Source organism: Dyadobacter pollutisoli, assembly GCF_026625565.1.
GTDB lineage: Bacteria > Bacteroidota > Bacteroidia > Cytophagales > Spirosomataceae > Dyadobacter > Dyadobacter pollutisoli.
Genome location: NZ_CP112998.1, coordinates 2,912,985 through 2,932,142, shown reverse-complemented (window position 1 = coordinate 2,932,142; position 19,158 = coordinate 2,912,985). Strand labels below are relative to the sequence as shown.

The following is a 19,158-nucleotide window of genomic DNA, read 5'->3' as shown; positions in this document are numbered from 1 at the left end:
TTTTCGATATTTCGTAACCTTTCCGATGTGTCGGGATAAGCCTGATAAGCCGCGATATGTATTTAATGGTCAGGAGTATTAAAAAAATATCACAGCAGGCTATATTCAGCGATATTTGTAAACCTATGGCAGAAGCCAATGTCAGGAACGGATATTGAACATGTCACGTGTAGTTATTAGGAGCAACCGACCAGCACATTACCGGTTATGAGAAGGTTTACAAAGTTTTTCCTGGTATTGACTGGTCTCATTGTGAGCCTTAATGCAAGCATATCCGGCCAGGGCGTAGGAACTCCGCTGATCCAGCATTTTAGTCCGAAATCGTACCAGGCACACCCGGAAAACTGGACGATCGTACAGGACAAAAGAGGTATACTCTACATTGGCAACCAGAGTGGCGTGCTGCAATACGACGGCAGCACCTGGAAGCTGATAGAAGTCCCGGGTACCTCGGTGAAGGCGTTGGGCGTGAGCAACGATGGAGTTGTGTATGTTGGCAGCTCCACGGATTTTGGTTATTTGTCGCCCAAGCCCGGCGGACAATTGCAGTACATATCATTGAGCAAATTATTGCCTGCTGTTGAGCGGACTATTTTACCCGTCAATCGATTGTTTTGTGATTCAACAGGCGTTTATTTTCATACTGCGAAAAAGATCTACCGGTACCGAGGCAAGAATGATTTCAAAGTCTGGACAGCCACAGACCGCTTTCTGACGGCACATTATATTCGAAGCAGTTTATTTGTCCAGGATGGTGCAGGCCGGTTGATGCAACTGGTATCGAACGAATTCAAGCCAGTACCGAACGGGGAGCAGTTTATGGGTCTTCAAATACAATCGTTGCTCGAATACTCCGATAACCGCCTGCTGGCCGTAACCCAGAAAAACGGGCTGTTTATTTACTCGCCAAACGCGACTTTTTCAAAATTGCTGCCATTGAAAACCAGTTCCGACGTATGGTTGAAAGATTCCGGTATCAATGGTGCGATATGTTCATTCAACAAAGAGTCGGGTTCGTACCTTTTCTTTATTGCAAGTCAGAGGGGTGGCATACGGATACTGAATGAGCAGGGTGCCGAACAAATGCAGCTCGATGCATCCACCGGCTTTAACCAGAACAGTATTGCCTCGCTTTACCTGGACAAGCAGCTTTCCCTCTGGGCGATGACTGGCAGCGGAATTTGCCAGATCGGGTACAATCTGCCCGTCAGCAGGTTTGAACGAAGCCAGAATATCAATTCCACCGTGTGGAGTATTACCCGTCATGAAGGCAGGCTTTACGTCGGCACCGGCATAGGTCTTTCACGATGGAATCCCCGGTCATGGACATTTGAACCGGTTACCGCCGTGCAATCGGCTACGAGAACATTGCTGTCGGACGGTGCGGATTTGTATGCGGGCACATCGGAAAATATTTTCAGGATCAGGAACAACAATGTGGTGCAAACGTTGTCCACCGACGGAGAGTCTGTTTATGCGTTACTAAGGCCGAAATCGCACCGCGATCTATTATTCGCTGCCCTTTCAAATGGTGTCTTTATATATCAACAAGAAAACAATCAATGGCAGGAAATAGGGAAGGTCAAAGGGCTAAACGCCGATTGCCGCTCGCTGGCCGAGGATGTGGATGGTACAATTTGGGTTGGTACGAACAAAAACGGTTTTTTTAAACTCGATTTAAAAAATGGCGGAAAAGCAGACTTCGCCCACGCACGCATAGGCGCAGGGCTCAATGATTTTTCCTGGAACTATGTTTTTCCGACTTCCGGCACTCCAAAATTTACCTCTAAAAACCATGTTTACGAGTTTAACAGTACGCAAAAGAAATTTGTAGAAATTCCCCGGTTTCAGAATTTACTCAGGGACTCGGTCAATAGCGCACCGTATTTTGTAGAGGATAGCGCCCGTAACTGGTGGTTTGCAAATCCGCTGGGCATCCTCCGGCAAATGCCCGACGGCCATACCGAATGGGATAGCCTGAGCCTGATGCCTATCCAGCAGAAAGGCTATTGCATTTATCCTGAAAAAACAGGCATAGTGTGGGTCGGCAATGATGAAGGCTTGTACCGTTATGATGGGATTCAGATGGCGATGCACCCCTCATATCCTGTCCTGATCCGGGAGGTAAGACTTCTGCTAAATGACTCATTGTTAAATATTTCGGGTCAAAATATCAATCAGGCGAGCGTTCTCAAAACACCATTACCTTATAATTTGCGCGACCTTTCATTTCGGTTTGCAGCGACGAGCTATGTGGGTGAGACGGGTAACGAATTTCGGTACAAACTCATCGGGGACGGTGTCATGCCGACCGACCTTGAATGGTCGCGCTGGTCCAAGGAAAGCTGGAAAGATTATACCAATTTGCCTCCCGGGCATTATGTTTTTCATGTAATGGCCAGAAATCCTTACCGCGAACTGAGCCAGGAAAGCAGCTTCGCATTTGATATTCTTGATCCGTGGTTTCGAACAGTTTGGGCCTATCTATTTTATGTAATAGCCTCGGTTGTACTGGTTTGTCTGCTGATTTGGTTCTACACACGCCGACTGAGCAATGAAAAAGCCAAGCTCGAAAGCATTGTCGATAGTCGTACGGCAGAGGTGGTTATGCAAAAAGAAGAACTGGTGGAACAGGCTGCCCGGTTGCAATTGGCAAAAGACACCGCAGAGAAGGCTAACCATGCGAAAAGTGAATTTCTGGCCAATATGAGCCATGAATTGCGAACTCCTTTGAACGGAATACTTGGTTTTGCACAGGTACTTCAAAGAGAACCTGCATTGACGGCCAGTCAGGATCGGGGACTGAACATTATACGAAAGAGCGGGGAGCATTTGCTGAACCTGATCAACGAAGTACTGGATATTTCGAAAATAGAGGCGCAGCGACTGGAAATCCAGAATAACGCATTCAACCTTTCGTCCTTACTAAACGATACTACCAGCCTTTTTCAGTCCAGAGCTGAGGAAAAAGGGCTGTCTTTTGAAATGATTATATACAAGCCGGTCCCGGTTGTGGTGACTGGTGATGAAAAGCGGATCACTCAGATCCTGAATAATTTAATTGGCAATGCCGTCAAGTTCACGGAAAAAGGAGGGGTAACGTTCCGGGTTAGCGGTGAAAAACTGACCGGTAATTTTTTCAAAATGAAGTTTGAAGTCCAGGATACCGGGATAGGCATTTCGAAAGAGTACCTGAACGAAATATTCCTTCCTTTTCATCAGGTAAGAGACCGGCGGCTGTTTTCAGAAGGTACCGGCCTGGGGCTGGCCATCGCCAATAATCTGGTAAAACTGATGAATGGAACACTGGATGTGAAAAGTGAAGTAGGGAAGGGAAGCGTTTTTACATTGAGCCTGGTACTTAGCCAGGTGGCGGCAGAATCGGGCGCCGCACTGTCGGAACGAGATATTATGGGATACGCAGGGCCAAGGAAAACGGTTTTGATTGTCGACGACCACGCCGAAAACCGTATGGTGGTGCATGAGTTGCTGGCATCGCTGGGTTTCCTGGTGCTGGAAGCGGCCGACGGTCGGGAGGCTGTTGATCTGGCAGCCACTTCCGTCCCGGATCTTGTCATTATGGATTTGGTTATGCCACATTTGAATGGCTTTGAGGCTGTGGCAGAAATGAAGCGGAATGTAGTACTAGTGAATACGAAAATGATAGCGTTCTCGGCGAACGTTTTTGAACCTAATCAAAGGCGAAGTCTCCACGAAGGATTTAATGATTTTGTACCAAAACCAATAGATGTAGCCACATTATTGCGCTCAGTAGGCCGGTTGCTCGACCTGGAATGGACATATGCCAACCAACAGCAGACATCATTATTGCCATTACCTGACCCAGAAACCAATGCTGACCACATTGAGCAGCTCCCACCCGGTCCGGAGTTAGAAATTTTAATGCAAAACGCACTGGCAGGGGATATTCAGGGCATTCTGGATTGCCTTGATAAAATCGAAGCTACTTATCCCGAGACCAGTTCCTTCGTCAAGCAATTACGCAAATGGGCCGGAGAATTTAATACGAGGAAGATTAAGGAGTATTTGACTGAGCTGGTGTTATAACATTTATTGCTACATTTGTTAATAGGTCAAAATGGAGTTATAACATCATGAAAGCAAATATCATTAGTATTGGTAACAGCCAAGGGATAATTCTTCCGGCTAGTATTTTGCGACAGTTGAATTTGTCTTTCAAATCCACTGTCCAGGTCGAAGTCGATAATGGAGCAATAATAATTCGGCCGGAACCTCGCTTAGGCTGGGCGGAGGCAGCACAGCAAATGCAGGCAGAAAAGGACGATCAATTGCTGCTGGACGATTTGCCAAATGATTTCGAAAAAGAAGAGTGGACATGGTAAAAGAGATTCTGCAATACGAAGTTTATTGGATATCCCTCGATCCGACATTGGGTAGCGAAATTGCTAAAAAACGTCCCTGTGTTGTTGTAAGCCCTAATGAGTTAAATCAATTTTTGCGCACAGTAATCATTGTGCCGATCACATCCACAATCAAAACATATCCCTGGCGAGTGGATTGTCTGATCGCAGATCGTAAAGGTGCTATGGCCACCGATCAGATTAAAGTCGTAGATAAGGTTCGGATCGGATCGAAGATAAGTGCGTTGTCGAAAAGAGAAATCGCTGCATTGAAAGAAGTAATGCGAAAAATGCTGGTCGATTAAGATTGCATTTTAATCCGCTTCCAAATACCTCTGGCTTCCTGGAAACGCATATAAGGCACACCGTTTTGGTGATTCCTTGTGCTGATTTTGTAGAGTATGTGCCAATGGTGCAGCAGTACTTTCCATCCTTCCCAGATCGAAAATGAAGGATCGTATATGTGGGCTGGCTCGGCCCCGGCACCGTTCAACTCCATGATCTTAATGTTTTTGCCCTGATAAAAATCGTCCAGATTGGTGCATCTCAGATCATAGCGACCATAGTAAAATCCTTCAATACCCAGGCTGATACGATCAAAAATGGCTGTCAGCTCCGGCGTGATCAGGTGGTTCGCATTGAGAAACTTTGTTCCGAGGCAATGATTACCGATTGCCACGAGCGTCATTTTTTTTCCAAAGGGTAAAACTTTGTGAAGCGAATCGGCGTACTTGATTTTAAGCGATTCCCATTGAAGTATTGCACGGTCATTGGTCAAAATAAGCTCTCCAAGGCTGCTATGGCCGTTTCCCGTCACACTCAGAAACTCCTTTTGAACAATGGACGAGATTGTTCCCTTTTGCTGGTCAGGCATGCGATAGTAAAACACGCCGAATTCCAACGGATAGTCTACGTATTCCTGGACCAGAAAATCAACAGGACTTTTTCGAAGATATGCGAGCAAGGCGGACTCATTTTTTATCTTTTCTACGCCCCAGCCACGTTCTCCTGCGTCGGGTTTGGCAATAACCGGGAAGTCCAGGCCAGCGTTTAAGACGCTCGCAGCTAATGTGTCGGCATGCTCGTGGCGTTTGACGAAGAGCGTTACAGGTTTGAAAGCATCGTCGATCAGGTCCAGGATACCTATTTTTGATTCGCCCAATAATCCGCCAGACTCAATGGACGGATTGGAAGCGGAGAAAAAGAAGAATGACTTGGCCTTGATGGAGAGCCATAACCAGTACATAAAAACAGGGATGTAAACCACTGAAAACGGCCAGTACTCCCAGCTTTTCAGCCGGATCAGCCGGGCACTTTTTATTGGCTTGAATGTAAAAGGCTTGTCGGTATCGCGGATTTTGAACGCTTCGGTTTCGGCTGGGCTAGTTGGATACATAGTGGCGTGACAATGTTTTGTGAATTGTTTCGGAGTGAATGAGATCTTCGTAAATCATTTCCATCTGAGTGCCGGAACGTATGACGCTGGTCAGGCTGACGGTCGCGAATACATCACCGCGCCGCATCCGTATCGCGTTTTCGGGATCGTCTTCTCCTGCTCTTTTGTGAAATTCCCGAATGCCATCCAGTGAAATTTCCTTTAAAGAATCAAGCCACTCGCTGAACCACTTTTCTCGTTTTACGATCATTTCCGGTTCATAAAGTGTCGCCGATGACCAGATATGAGGTACTGCCGGGTCTTTTTCAACCACAAACAGCTGCCGTCCATTCCAGCGCAGCACTACCAGGGTTTCTTTTTCTACCAATAGCAATGTAAATGGTTCGAGACCACCAAAATCGTAATTCGCGATAAAGCTTTGTACCGTAAAATAGTCAAAGGCATTAAGGACCACCAGTCCCCGGCTGTGCCGGTAGGGTGGCGCAGGTGTATGTGCGGTGAAAGCGCCATTGAGCAGGCACACTGTGCGCGCATTTGAGCTCGCGATCCATGTTCCGTTGCCCTGCGGATCGCTCGGAAATGTCACTTCCTGTCCGTGAATGAGGATTGGCTCAGATAGTTTGGCGACCGGACGCGTGAGTTTCTCGTCCCGGCTGGAAGTGAGAATAAAACCGTTTTGGCCCGGTAGATAGCTTACTGTACACATATTGATTACCTTTTTTTAAAGTGTATCAAATGTTGTTCCAAAACTGAATATTGAGATAATGTGCTATTAGTCAATGAAATATGATATTGTCCGACACATTTCTATCGGGTATGAAGTTCCGATATTTCGTAAAGTTCTCTTTAAAGTGTGAAATGCTCCGGTCTTCTGATGCCTAGCTTGCGCATTCTGGAATCCAGGGTAGTGGGTACCATGTTGAGAATCTGGGCAGCGCCGTTTTTGCCGCTAACTTTCCAGTTGGTTTTGTTCAAAACAAACATAATGTGTTCGCGCTCACATTCTTCCATTGTCATTAAGGTTCCTTTTGAAACAGGAGCCGGTGACTTCCTCGGCGACCAGTCTTCCAGCAGCAATGTCCTGCCGGGAGACATAATGATGGACCTTTCGACTACATTTTCAAGTTCACGAATGTTCCCCGGCCAATGATATTCTTGGAGGGTATCGATTACTTTCTGAGGTACCTGATCGATCACCTTGCCCTGATCGGCACCGTGTTTCTGGCAAAAATGTTTGACAAGCAATGGTATATCTTCTTTGCGCTCACGTAGCGGGAGACTGAAAACCGGGAACACATTCAGCCGGTAGTAAAGGTCTTCACGGAAACGGTTCTCTGCGATTTCTTTTTCCAGATCGCGGTTGGTAGCAGCGATGATCCGGACGTTTACCTTTAATGTTTTGGTACTGCCTACACGTTCAAACTCGCCTTCCTGCAACACCCTGAGCAGTTTGGCTTGCAAATCCAGTGGCATTTCCCCGATCTCATCCAGAAACAATGTACCACCGTCCGCCAGTTCGAAACGTCCGTTTTTTTGATTGGTGGCGCCGGTGAACGCTCCTTTTTCGTGCCCAAATAATTCGCTTTCGATCAGGCTGGCAGGTAATGCCGCGCAATTCAGTTTGATAAGCGGACGGCCTTTGCGGTTGCTCAGGTTGTGCACTGCGCGCGCAAGAAGTTCTTTCCCGGTACCCGATTCGCCTGTGATCAGCACGGTGCTGTTGGTAGGTGCTACCTGCCTGATTTTATTAAGTACTTTTTCAAAGGGTTTACTCTGGCTGATGATATCGTCCGGATTTTTGGATTTGTTGATCTCCTCTTTCAGGTATACGTTTTCGGCCTGTAGCTGGTCTTTCAGCCGCTCCACTTCTGCCAGCGCCTTGTTGAGGTCGGCCGTGCGGTCGGTTACCAGTTGTTCCAGTTTCTGTCTCAGGTTGCCAAGTGCGAGGTGCGTAGCGATGCGCGATTGCACTTCGTGGATTTCGAATGGTTTGGTAATGTAATCCACCGCACCCATATTAAAGCCATTCACCTTATTGATCGTCTCAGTCAGCGCGGTCATGAAAATGACCGGGATAGATTGTGTGGAAGCATTATGTTTCAACAAACGGCAAGTTTCAAAGCCGCTCATCCCAGGCATCATCACATCGAGTAGAATAAGGTCGGGCAAAGCGTAACTTGCCTGCTCCAATGCACTTTTTCCGTCGGTGGCGACCAGTACCTTGTAACCCGCCCTGGTCAGCACATCAAACAGGATGCTGATGTTGTTAGGCGTGTCGTCTACGATCAGAATGGTGTTAAGGATCTGGTTGTCAGCAGGCATGGCGCGAGGTTTTTACTGTGAGATATCCGTGTGTTCCGAAATATCGTAAATCCGCGGCCCGCATGCAAGCGGAGCTAACAATAGCCTACTCCCTGACGTATTTGTATTTTGGGAATGTAGTACATGCTCCGACGATCATTTCGTCGCCGCTTTGCGTGATTTCCCAGGTAGGACAGGTCGCACAATCGACAAATGCGCAGCTGGGGTTAGCGGGCAAGTCAGCCTTAGGGACGATCTCGAACGGCACACCATTGATTTTCAAAGAATCGGGACCGCAGCAGTAGGGTAGCCCGTTGTTGTCCAGAATCACGCCGTCAAAACGGAAGGTGATGTAAACCGGCGAGTCATAGTACACAACTGGATACCAGGATGTTTTGCCATTCTCCGTTTTCTCCACTTCCGTCATTCGCCACTTACCAGCGATACTGGCGATTTCGGGCAGCGGATCATCATTGCGGTCCTTTTTGCACGCAGCCAACATCATTGCAATAACAAGTACACATAATATCTGTCTCATAATCCGGTCGTTTTTGAAATGATGCGTTAGCCGTAGAAATGGTTGTAACGCCCGACCAGATTTGATATGTGAACAATGGCTTATTCGGCTGCGCTGCCTTCGTCGGCTTCATCCGCCGGTTCCCAAAGCTCAATAATGTTTCCTTCCGGATCGAGTATATGGACGAATTTGCCATATTCATATTCAGCGATTTCGTCAATAATGGTCACGTTATCTTTTCTTAGTTCATCCACCATTTCTACCAGATTTTCTACCCGGTAATTAATCATAAATGGTTTGGTCGACGGTTTGAAGGATTCGGCATGCTGGGGAAAGGTACACCAGGTAGTGGATCCTTTTTTCGACGGGTCATCGTCCTGCCGCCATTCAAAAGTTGTTCCGTACTGACTGGTGGGTAATCCCAGGTTTTTAGCATACCATTCATTCATACTCTGCGGATTATCGCATTTGAAAAATACACCGCCAAGACCTGTAACTTTTTTCATATCAAATGTGCTGGTTTCTTTATGTATAAGCTTTCGAGAAATTTCTGTCAATTTTTGGACATTAGCAAATCTGCATTTGAATCTTCTTTTCAGCTTCTTCGCAGTTTATAGGGCTTGTTCCTGAGAACTGAAAAGGGTCTTTTTAATACAAAAAAATGGAGCGGCCCAAGTCAGTAATGACCTCGACCGCTCCGGCGCAAAGATGCGCGGGGTTTAGGAAAGCGTTCTGAAAAACGATACGTTTCCGTCTAAACTGATTTTTAATACGTCTTCATGTTTACCTTTTGAGATGGTCACAAAATAATGGTCCTCATCATCGAACTGGGTGCCGTACAGCATCATGTTAGTGTCATTTTTTTCATTATCCTTAAACTCAACGACCGCTCCGATGACATAATCTTTGTACTGTTTTTGAATTTCTTTCAGCGCTTTGGCAGGCAGGTCGGCGATTTTTTTGTTCGAAGTCGTTCCTACCAGTTGGGATTGATAGTCATAATATGCTATTAATGTGGTGCCATCTTTGGTAAAGGTAGCCTCATCAAATTGCGGAGTGGCAACCCATGTTACGTTACCAACATTACCAAAATCGCTCAGAAAGCTGTTTTTTGACTTGACACTTACGTTTTTGGGTGCATTGTGGCGTGCTTCTCTTTTCTCGGCTTTAATTTCTTTTTTAGTATTGCTGGCGACGTTTTGTGCCTGAACTTGTACGGTAGCGATAGCGAAAATGGCTACAAGGGCGGATGCGATTAGATTTTTCATTGGGATCATTTTTGAGTGATAAATAAAAGAATGGGTCAAAGCTAATTGGCGCCGCTAAGTCCCGAAATAGCAAATAGTCAGAAAGGCAAAAGCCATCGGCAAACGAAGGAAAAGTGTCTTTCTAATTTGTTTTCCTTACATTAAGAGTTATTTGTTCAACCCGGATTTTGTGTACCATTGGTTATGAATTGTCTGATCATCGATGATAATGTGGTGGCGCGTGGCGCTATGAAACAGCTCGTCCGGCAGGATAAGGATTTGGTACTGTTGGGTGAATGCGAAAATGCGGTGGAAGCCTATCAAAAAATCATGGCTGAGCCGGTCGATCTGTTGTTGCTGGACATTGAAATGGATGGAATGACAGGAATTGAACTGGCCAAGAGCCTGGGTACCAAAAACCCGATCATTATTTTCGTGACCGGGCACCGCGACTATGCGATCGAGGCATTTGAACTGAATGTGGCCGACTACATGACTAAACCCGTGACGCCGGTACGTTTTTTGCAGGCGATCGAAAAGGCGAAGGACATTTACAAAAGCAAAACGCAGGAGGTTAAATTGGATGACGAAAGTTTCGTTTTTATACGCGATTCCAATGTGGTCCGTCGCATTAAGATCGATGATATCCTGTTTGCCGAAGCGATGGGCGATTATGTGAGGATCTATACGGCGGATCATTCTTATTCCATCCATTCGTCGTTGCGGCAAGTGGAAAGCAAGCTGCCAGTTGCCAGATTTTTGCGTGTGCACCGGTCATTTATCATTCAGGTGGGTAAAATTGATACCATAGAAGGGGGAACACTGATCATTAACCGTAAAACTGTTCCCGTAGCCGATGCCTATCGTGCCGCGCTGAACAAGCGGCTCAACATTCTCTGATACCGTCGATACTTATTCCTTTTACACCGATATAAAAGGCCTTTCTGCCTTATCAGCATTGTATCCCGACACAACCGGGCCTACATTTAACATCAGAATCAAGCATTATTAATACGTTTTCAAGAGTCAGTATGAAAACAAGAGCACGCCTTTATTTTTATAGCATTGCAGGGTTTGTGACCGGTATTTTTGCGCTTATTGGCATTCAGTATACCACCAATGTCAATGTCGAAAACCTGATCAATGGTAACGAGGAGCTGGTAAAGCAATACAAAATGAGCAGCAGCCTGGCCGAGTTGGAGAGTGACCTTTTGTTTATTGAAAACCGGATCAAACTTGCCGTCATTACCGGAGATTCTACGTTGATTACCCGTTTTGGCCCGCGCATCGCCGAGATCAGAAAAGACGAAAACCTGCTGGAAAAATACAGCGACACCGTCAATTTAGCGGATGTAAGAAGGCTAAACCGGCTGGTTAACCAACGCATTGTGTTCAATAACAGACTGATAAACAGTTTTTATCATGCCGACCGGGCCACTACGCAACGATTAATGGCCGACGTTAGCGCAGGGAAGCTCGGAGATTCGATCAGTGCGTTGGTTGAAAAAATAGATACGTCCGGCAAAGTCGTGCTAGCCCAGAAAATCAGGTCTGTGGATAGCAACGGGCAGAAAGTGCAGCGCTGGAACCAGTTCCTCGCCGGACTCGTGATCCTTTTAATGGCCGGTATTTTCGTGTTGATCATTAATAGAATGAAAAAGCAAACGAGCCTGATCGATAAGCTGAATGAGAGCGAAAAGCGACTGAAAGCGGCTGCACTAGTGAAGGAGAATTTCCTGGCTAATATGAGCCACGAGATTCGGACACCGCTGAATGCGATCCTCGGATACACCCAACTCCTGCAAAAAAAGCAGCTCGACGCCGATACTGGTTTTCAGATTAAAACCATCAGGCAGTCAGGAGAAACATTGCTTTCAGTGGTGAATGATATTCTGGACCTTTCCAAAATCGAGTCAGGTATGATCAGGATCGAGGATGCACCATTCAGTTTGAGCGAATTGGTGCATTCCATTACTGCTATGTTCGATCAAAAAGTTGAAGAAAAAGGATTGTTGCTGACCACTACATTGGCCGCCAACATTCCCGATATCCTGGACGGTGACGCGGCCCGGCTTACGCAAATACTGGTCAATCTGATCGGTAATGCTGTTAAATTTACCGACACCGGCGAAATCGTACTGGGTATTACCGGCCAGCAGCTGGATACGAACCATATCAAAGTCAGTTTTCAGGTAACGGATACGGGCATTGGCATCGACGAAGAAAAGCTTGAAACGATATTTGAAAGATTTCGGCAAGCCGAGGATTCTACCACGCGTAAATTCGGCGGTACTGGGTTGGGACTATCCATTGCCCGCGACCTCGTTCATCTGCAGCATGGCAGCATTGCGATCAAAAGTAAATATGATGCGGGGACCACGGTAACGGTCAGCATTCCCTACCGCATTTCCGAAAACCAAAATGATCCCGCCCGGCCGGATACCGCAGGTGAAGTGTCAGATTTTAAATCGCGGCTGCGGGTACTGATCGTAGAGGATAATGTGATCAACCAGGGCCTGATGTCACGATTGATGAACGAACTGGAAGTTGAAAGTAAATTAGCTGGCAATGGAAAAGAGGCCGTCGAAATTTTGCAGCATGAAAATTTCGACCTGGTATTTATGGACATTCAAATGCCGGAAATGGACGGTTACCAGGCTACCCGGGAAATCAGAAATACATTGAAACTGAATGTGCCCATCATTGCCATGACGGCCCACGCAATGGCGGGGCAGCGGGAGAAATGTATCAGTTCCGGAATGAATGAACACCTCGCAAAGCCAGTCATGGAAAGTGACCTGCAAAATGTTTTCGAGACATTTACAGGAAGGAAAGTGTCTTTGAAAACGCAGGTTCTGGAAGCGGAACCAGATGACTATAAGGTGATTGATCTTAAATATGTGCGGGAGATCAGCCATGGTGATCAGGATTATGAGCGAATGGCGGCGGGCCAGTTTCTGGATCTTGTCCCCGACGAACTGGCATCGCTTCAAAAGGCATTTGATGAGCAAAATACAGTACTGCTAAAACGCATTGCCCACAATTTAAAGTCGACAGTGTCCGTCATGGGCCTGGACCCAGTCCTGCGTAAGGACCTGGACACGCTCGTATACGAGGATGCTGACCGGGAGCGACAGCAGGAAATGATCAACCGCGTTACCACCGTTTGCCGGGAGGCGCTCGAAGAAACGCAGGCGTTTTTTGATCACATTCAAGATTGACTTTCACTATGATGTATTTTATTAAAAGATCGCTAGCCTCGTTCAGGCAAATGGGCGGAGCCTACGTTCGCGGGAATAGAAAACTGATTTGGCAGACTGTTTTCGCGGTATTTTTTATTGCGGTGGGCATCTGGTTTGTCAGGCATGAGCAAACTGAGCTGAATCAGGTAAGGCAGATCCTGGTCACTTCCAGCTGGCAGTGGCTAGCGACCGGTGTGCTGCTCACGGCTATTTATATCGCGTTGCAGGGGCTGATGTATGTCGCTTCTTTCGCGGCTGTTGGCAACAGGATTTCCATTGGCGACGCGGTTACGCTTTTTCTGAAAAGGAATTTTATCAGCGTTTTCCTGCCTGCCGGGGGCATTTCTTCACTCGTTTTCTTCACCGGAAACATTGAGGCAAAGGGCATCAGCAAAACGCAGATTCACCTTGCTTCTTCCATTTACGCCTTTGTCGGCATTCTTTCGGCGGTGTTGGTCGCTATTCCTGCGTTCCTTTTTGCCTTGGTCAATGGTGGGGTAGGGTCGGGAGAATGGCTTGCGCTGGCGGGTGTTGCCGGTATCATTGCTGCGGGTTATTTGTGCTATCGATCGGTCGTTTCAAAAGGATATTTTTACCAAAAGATCATTCAGTACCGGCCGTCAGCTGAGGTGTATCTGGACGACCTGAGCACTAACAGGATAGACCGGACAGATTTTGCACTGACGGTGATGTATAGTGTATTTATTGAGCTTGTGGGCATTGCGCATTTGTACATTGCCATGATCGCCCTGCATCTGGAACCGTCACTGGCAGCGGCCATTGTCAGTTACATTGTCGCGATCATTTTTCTGATCATTTCGCCATTTCTGCGCGGTATCGGGGCCATTGAAGTGTCGATGACGTTTATTTTGATGCGTTTCGGATATAATGATGCCGCGGCAATTTCCATTACTTTTTTCTATCGTTTTCTGGAATTCTGGCTGCCACTTTTTGCCGGTGCAATGAGTTTTTTACTCAAAGTCAACAAGCTGTTAATGCGGGTTTTTCCTGCGCTGCTCCTTTTATTGCTTGGAGTGGTCAACATTGTGTCAGTAGTAACGCCGGCGATAGGGGAGCGGCTTCATTTTTTGAAAGAATTTCTGCCCACCGGCGTCATTACGGCCTCTAATATTTTCGTGCTCGTCACCGGATTGTTTCTTTTGGTAACCGCCGCATTTATGCTCAAAGGGCTGCGGGTGGCCTGGTATTTTGCATTGGTGTTGTGCCTGCTGTCCATTGTTGGTCATCTTACCAAAGCCATCGACTATGAAGAATCGTCTTTTGCATTGCTGGTGGCTGTCATTCTTTTTGTTTCAAGAAAAGAATATTATATCAGAAATGGCCGGAAACGTGGATTGAAGAAAATGATGGGCACGAAAGAGGATCTCGAATGGGCCAAAATACAGATCAGTAAATATGGTAATTCGGGTATAGATTATTTCAAAGCATACCCCGATAAAATGATTTTCCGAGCGCCAAATGCTAATGGTTTTGTGGCCTTCCGTGTCTCGGGAGACTTTGCTGTCGCGCTAGGCTCCCCGGTCACCGATAGCGTTTCGCTGAAATCCTGCGCCGAATCCTTTGACAAATACTGTTTTAAAAATGGATTGAGGAGCATTTATTTCAGGGTTCCCGAAGATCACCTGGACGCGTTTCCCGGCAAGAAAAAGCTGTTTCTGGGTCAGGAAGGCATTATGGATTTGACCACATTCAGTCTCGACGGCGGTGCCAGGAAATCCATTCGGAACGCTTTGAAAAAAGTGACGGATAAGGGTTATCACAGCAGAATATACACAGCACCGGTGAGCGACGAACTGCTGGGTAAACTCAAAGCGGTTTCGGACGAATGGCTGGCCGATACCAAAAGGTCGGAAATCGTTTTTTCGCAGGGAATGTTCCTGTGGGATGAACTAAAACAGCAGACCATTATTACCGTAGAAAGTCCCGATGACGATGTCGTCGCATTCCTGAACATCATTCCGGATTTTGCCAAAGGTGAAGGTACCTACGACCTGATCCGAAAAACGAAAGACGCTCCGAATGGTACCATCGATTTCATCACAGTTGAAATGTTTCATTTTTTGAAAAAGGAAGGTTACAGCACCGTTAATTTAGGATTTGCACCATTGTCAGGTATCGCCGATCCGAGAAATTTCCCAGAGCATTCTATGAAATTTGCTTACGAAAAGATCAGGGCGTTTTCACATTATCAAGGACTTAGGGCTTTCAAGGAAAAATTTTCGCCGGTCTGGCACAACAGGTATCTTGTTTACGATCAGGACTATGATCTTTTCAAAGTGCCTGGCGAATTGACGAATGTGATCAAACCTTAATATCCTCCTCAAAATTGGTTGGTTATGAAAAAAACAGCTTTGTGTTTGGTAGTAATGTTATGGATCATTCAAATAGCGCAGGCTGGCACTATTGATTCGGTCAATTATGGCGCATTTGGAAAAATCATGTTGTATCATCCTGCGGGAAAACCAACATCTGTTGCATTGTTTGTGTCGGGTGACGGCGGATGGAACCTGGGCGTGCATGACATGGCAAAAAACATGGTAAGTCAGGGAGCGCTGGTACTGGGTATCGATGCCAAACACTATAAAAAAGAACTCGCAAAACAACCTGGTGAATGTGTTTATCCGGCTGCGGATTTTGAACAGCTGAGTTTGATGATACAGCGAAAATATGCGTTTTCAGCTTATTTGAAGCCTATATTGGTTGGCTACTCTTACGGTGCCTCCCTGGTTTACGGAGTTCTGGCACAGGCTCCTGCCAATACTTTCAAGGGCGCCATTGCCCTTGGATTTTGCCCGGATATCGACATTAATAAGCCACTTTGCAAAGGTACCGCCCTGCTCGTTCACGCCATTAAAGCAAATCATTCCTACTATCTTGATCGTACGCCGGGACTGACAGCACCTTTCGTTGTTTTGAATGGTATCAATGATCAAACATGCCCATACGCAGCCACCAGTGCCTTTTTGAAAGGTTTGCCCAATGCACAACTTGTTGGTTTGAACAAGGTAGGACACGGTTTTTCGGTCAATGCGAACTGGCTGCCACAGTTTAAAGCAGCTTACTCCAAAATATTATCTGCTCCTTCTTTCAATCCGGTCAAAGGAGCTCAGCAGAAAAGTACAAAGGCCGATCTTGCCAAAACAAATTTACCGTTGACATTGCTTCCATCGCCTGCAAAGAATGATCTGCCGCTTGTATTCTTTATTTCCGGTGATGGCGGCTGGACGAGTTTTGACCAGTCGGTTTCCGAATCAATGGTGAAGGAAGGCATGCCCGTGGTTGGTTTAGACGTTCAGAAATACTTTTGGAACAAAAAAACACCGGAGCGAACTGCTGCTGATGTGAGTCGCGCACTGGCTATTTATATGCAGAAATGGCATAAGACAACCTTCGTGTTGGCTGGTTATTCCTTCGGGGCTTCCGTGATTCCGTTTGTAGCCAATCGTTTACCTGCCGATTTGAAGCTGAGAATGGACGGCCTATGCTGCTTTTCACCCGACGAGTGGGCTGACTTTGAAATTCACATTCTCGATATGTTGCATTTAAGCGGTGATCAGGGTGATTATGATGTGGTAGCCGAAATGAACAAGGTAAAAACCGTGAGGCCAGTTTGTATTTTCGGGGGGGATGAGGACAGCGCTGCGCGGAAGAAACTGCAAAAAGACGGTATCAAAGTGGTCACGCTACCTGGTGGTCATCATTATAACAACAACTATACGGTTTTGGCCAAAGACCTTTTGGATAATATTACAGTAAACCACCGGTAGGTTTTGATATGAATTTTGGCTTAAAAGACCCTGATAATGTCTTTTAAGCACCCTTTTTGATCATGTTTTGTTGCTTAATTTTGAGTGTCATTTTAAGCTATTTTCATGATTTCTGTGGAAGTAAAGATCGAAACGCCAAGATTATTGATCAGAGAGTACCAGGCGGGGGATTTGTCGTCGATACATGAGTATGCTAGCCAGCCTTCGGTAGTGCGATATGAAACCTGGGGGCCAAACGCCTACCACGACACAGAGGGGTTTCTGAGGGATGCACAAAATTCAAGAAATGAACAGCCGCGTGTCACTTTTGAATTGGGAATTGAGCGAAAAGAGGATGGCCGTCAGATCGGAGGATGCGAACTGGATATCAGCAGCCTGGATGGTTGCGCCGCGATTATGGGGTACATCATCAATCCATTGTTCTGGAATAATGGGTATGCGACCGAGGTTGCCAAGGCGCTTCTGAACTACGGCTTTGAAGAACATAACCTGGTCGTGATCCGCGGTACCTGCGACAGCAAAAATCTCGCTTCGCAACGGGTATTGGAAAAATCAGGCTTCATCCTTGAAAAAGTAATCCGCCACCATTTCGTGCAAAAAGGAGTTCTGAGAGACACCTGCCAGTATATGATGGTAAGGTCGAGGTATATGCAGTACAAAAAAGAGGGTCAGGGATTGTCATGAAAGTCAGGAATTGTCATGAAGGTCAGGAATTGTCAATCTCTGACAATTCCTGACTATCCTTGACAATGTTCGACAATTCATGACAATGTCTGACTATCCCTGACAACATCTGACAATTCCTGACATTAATTTCACTTCCAACCACCCCCCAAACTCCTGTACAAATCCACCCTTGCTACCAGTGACTGGCTACGGATGAAAGCGAGGTTCAGTTCGGCTTGTAATGCATTGCCCTGGGCTGTGATCACTTCCAGGTAATTGGCCATGTCACTTTTGTAAAGCAGCTGCGCATTGGTAATGGCCTGTTGCAGGATATTTACCTGGTTATTTGCGATCACTTCCTGCTCTTTCAGTTTCTGCGTTTGAACCAATGAATTGGAAACTTCGCCAATCGCATTCAGTACCGACTGGCGGAACTGGATTACCGATTGCTCACGCTGGATTTTGGCAACCTCGTAGTTGGTTTTCAATTGTCTTCTTGCAAAAATCGGGCGCGCAATTGTTCCTGCCGCGATTCCGAACAAAGAACCCGGAATGTTGAACCAATTGCTCGATTTGAAGGATTCGATACCACCGCTCGCGGAAATGACCAGGGACGGGTACATGCTCGCATGAGCCACACCCAGCGCGGCGTTCGCGATCAGCACCGACATTTCTGCCTCGCGGACATCAGGGCGGCGGCTTACCAGCGCAGCCGGTACGCCGGTTGCAAGGCTGTCGTCCGATTCAAAATCAGACAAACTGACTTTTCGTGCGATACTATTGGGCATCTGGCCGGTGAGTATCTGCAATGCATTTTCCTGAATGATAATGTCTTGTTCCAACTGCGGGATTAGTAATGCAATGGATTCACGTTGCGCCTCGGACTGCTGAATGGATAGCGAGGTTGCTTCGCCGGCATCTTTCAGTAACCGCGTAAGCTTCAATGTGTTATTGCTCAATTCGAGATTGCTTTTCGCTATTTCAAGCTGCTTATCCAGCATCAGCAGGTTAAAAAAACCTTTCGCGATATCGGCTACCAGTTTCGTTTTCACGGCTTTACTCGCTTCATAGGTTTGCAGGTACTGGCCCAGTGTTGCCTGCTGCTGCCTGCGGATCTTACCCCAAATATCTGCTTCCCAACTTAGGTTTACACCGGCAATGTAGTTTTCAATGTGTTTGGAACCCAAGAAATTACTGGCGCTGATACCATTCAAACTGTTGCTGGACGGGCGGTTATAAGTTCCGGCTATCTGCAAGTCCAGTCTCGGAAATTGTAAAAATCTCGCCTGCTTTACTTGTTGCTGGGCAATGTCAATGCGTTTTAAAGCCAGTTGCAGGTCGTAGTTGTAAGTCATCCCGGTTTCGATCAACCTTTGCAGCGTCGTGTCCGGGAAGAAATTTTTCCACTCAATGTCAGCCACCGTCGCCGTATCGGCGAAGGTAGCATTGCGGTACTGCGTCGGCAGGCTGAGTTCCGGTCGCTGGTAGTCTTTGGTTACTTTGCAAGATGAAATAACCATTGTCAACAGCAGAAAACCCAGGAAATGTTGAAGATCTATTTTGTTTTTCATGAATATGTTTCTAGAATTTTTGAGTCGTCGTTTTAACTTGGATGAGGT

The 19,158-nt window shown here is 46.5% G+C and carries 15 protein-coding genes; 8 read left to right on the top strand and 7 right to left on the bottom strand.

Going from position 1 to position 19,158, the window contains the following annotated elements; all coding sequences use genetic code 11:
* Nucleotides 1-207 precede the first annotated feature (207 nt).
* Genes ON006_RS12125 through ON006_RS12115 form a run of 3 tightly spaced genes read left to right on the top strand, consistent with a single transcriptional unit; the run spans nt 208 to nt 4,687 of the window.
* Nucleotides 208-4,068, top strand: coding sequence for a hybrid sensor histidine kinase/response regulator (locus ON006_RS12125; protein WP_244820051.1), 3,861 nt, complete (start codon nt 208-210; stop codon nt 4,066-4,068).
* Nucleotides 4,069-4,115: 47 nt separating this feature from the next.
* Nucleotides 4,116-4,364: an AbrB/MazE/SpoVT family DNA-binding domain-containing protein gene (locus ON006_RS12120; RefSeq protein ID WP_244820050.1), complete on the top strand. Its 249-nt coding sequence runs from the start codon at nt 4,116-4,118 to the stop codon at nt 4,362-4,364.
* On the top strand, nt 4,358-4,687 hold the full coding sequence (locus ON006_RS12115; RefSeq protein WP_244820049.1) for a type II toxin-antitoxin system PemK/MazF family toxin: 330 nt from the start codon (nt 4,358-4,360) through the stop codon (nt 4,685-4,687). Before ON006_RS12120 ends, ON006_RS12115 begins: the two co-directional genes overlap by 7 nt.
* Here ON006_RS12115 and ON006_RS12110 read toward each other — a convergent pair.
* The 6 genes from ON006_RS12110 to ON006_RS12085 form a co-directional block, all read right to left on the bottom strand.
* Nucleotides 4,684-5,778 (bottom strand): ATP-grasp domain-containing protein, encoded by a 1,095-nt coding sequence (locus tag ON006_RS12110; RefSeq protein WP_244820048.1) that lies wholly within the window; start codon nt 5,776-5,778, stop codon nt 4,684-4,686. The genes ON006_RS12115 and ON006_RS12110 overlap by 4 nt on opposite strands.
* Nucleotides 5,765-6,484: an NRDE family protein gene (locus tag ON006_RS12105; protein ID WP_244820047.1), complete on the bottom strand. Its 720-nt coding sequence runs from the start codon at nt 6,482-6,484 to the stop codon at nt 5,765-5,767. Before ON006_RS12105 ends, ON006_RS12110 begins: the two co-directional genes overlap by 14 nt.
* A 140-nt stretch (nt 6,485-6,624) precedes the next feature.
* Entirely contained in the window at nt 6,625-8,100 is a 1,476-nt protein-coding gene (locus tag ON006_RS12100) for a sigma-54-dependent transcriptional regulator (protein WP_244820046.1), read from the bottom strand.
* An 85-nt stretch (nt 8,101-8,185) separates the two neighbouring features.
* The gene (locus ON006_RS12095; protein WP_244820045.1) at nt 8,186-8,617 is read right to left on the bottom strand and encodes a hypothetical protein; all 432 of its coding nucleotides are present in this window, start codon (nt 8,615-8,617) and stop codon (nt 8,186-8,188) included.
* A gap of 80 nt (nt 8,618-8,697) precedes the next feature.
* Complete coding sequence (locus ON006_RS12090) at nt 8,698-9,102, bottom strand: VOC family protein (RefSeq protein ID WP_244820044.1); 405 nt, start codon at nt 9,100-9,102, stop codon at nt 8,698-8,700.
* 213 nt (nt 9,103-9,315) lie between these two features.
* A complete protein-coding gene (locus tag ON006_RS12085; protein ID WP_244820043.1) occupies nt 9,316-9,864 on the bottom strand; it encodes a hypothetical protein in 549 nt (182 codons plus the stop codon).
* Between the two features lie 183 nt (nt 9,865-10,047).
* Between ON006_RS12085 and ON006_RS12080 the strand changes: the two genes are divergently transcribed.
* The 5 genes from ON006_RS12080 (at nt 10,048) to ON006_RS12060 (ending at nt 17,557) form a co-directional block, all read left to right on the top strand.
* Nucleotides 10,048-10,743, top strand: a complete 696-nt coding sequence (locus ON006_RS12080; protein ID WP_244820042.1) for a LytR/AlgR family response regulator transcription factor — start codon at nt 10,048-10,050, stop codon at nt 10,741-10,743.
* Between the two features lie 131 nt (nt 10,744-10,874).
* Nucleotides 10,875-13,064, top strand: a complete 2,190-nt coding sequence (locus ON006_RS12075) for a hybrid sensor histidine kinase/response regulator (protein WP_244820041.1) — start codon at nt 10,875-10,877, stop codon at nt 13,062-13,064.
* Between the two features lie 8 nt (nt 13,065-13,072).
* Complete coding sequence (locus ON006_RS12070; RefSeq protein ID WP_244820040.1) at nt 13,073-15,418, top strand: phosphatidylglycerol lysyltransferase domain-containing protein; 2,346 nt, start codon at nt 13,073-13,075, stop codon at nt 15,416-15,418.
* Between the two features lie 24 nt (nt 15,419-15,442).
* Complete coding sequence (locus ON006_RS12065; protein ID WP_244820039.1) at nt 15,443-16,873, top strand: AcvB/VirJ family lysyl-phosphatidylglycerol hydrolase; 1,431 nt, start codon at nt 15,443-15,445, stop codon at nt 16,871-16,873.
* Nucleotides 16,874-16,978: 105 nt separating this feature from the next.
* Nucleotides 16,979-17,557 carry a GNAT family N-acetyltransferase gene (locus tag ON006_RS12060; protein WP_244820038.1) on the top strand — a complete coding sequence of 193 codons (579 nt, stop codon included), beginning with the start codon at nt 16,979-16,981 and terminating at the stop codon, nt 17,555-17,557.
* A gap of 131 nt (nt 17,558-17,688) precedes the next feature.
* Here the strand turns inward: ON006_RS12060 and ON006_RS12055 are convergent, their stop codons facing one another.
* On the bottom strand, nt 17,689-19,110 hold the full coding sequence (locus ON006_RS12055) for an efflux transporter outer membrane subunit (RefSeq protein WP_244820037.1): 1,422 nt from the start codon (nt 19,108-19,110) through the stop codon (nt 17,689-17,691).
* Nucleotides 19,111-19,158 lie beyond the last annotated feature (48 nt).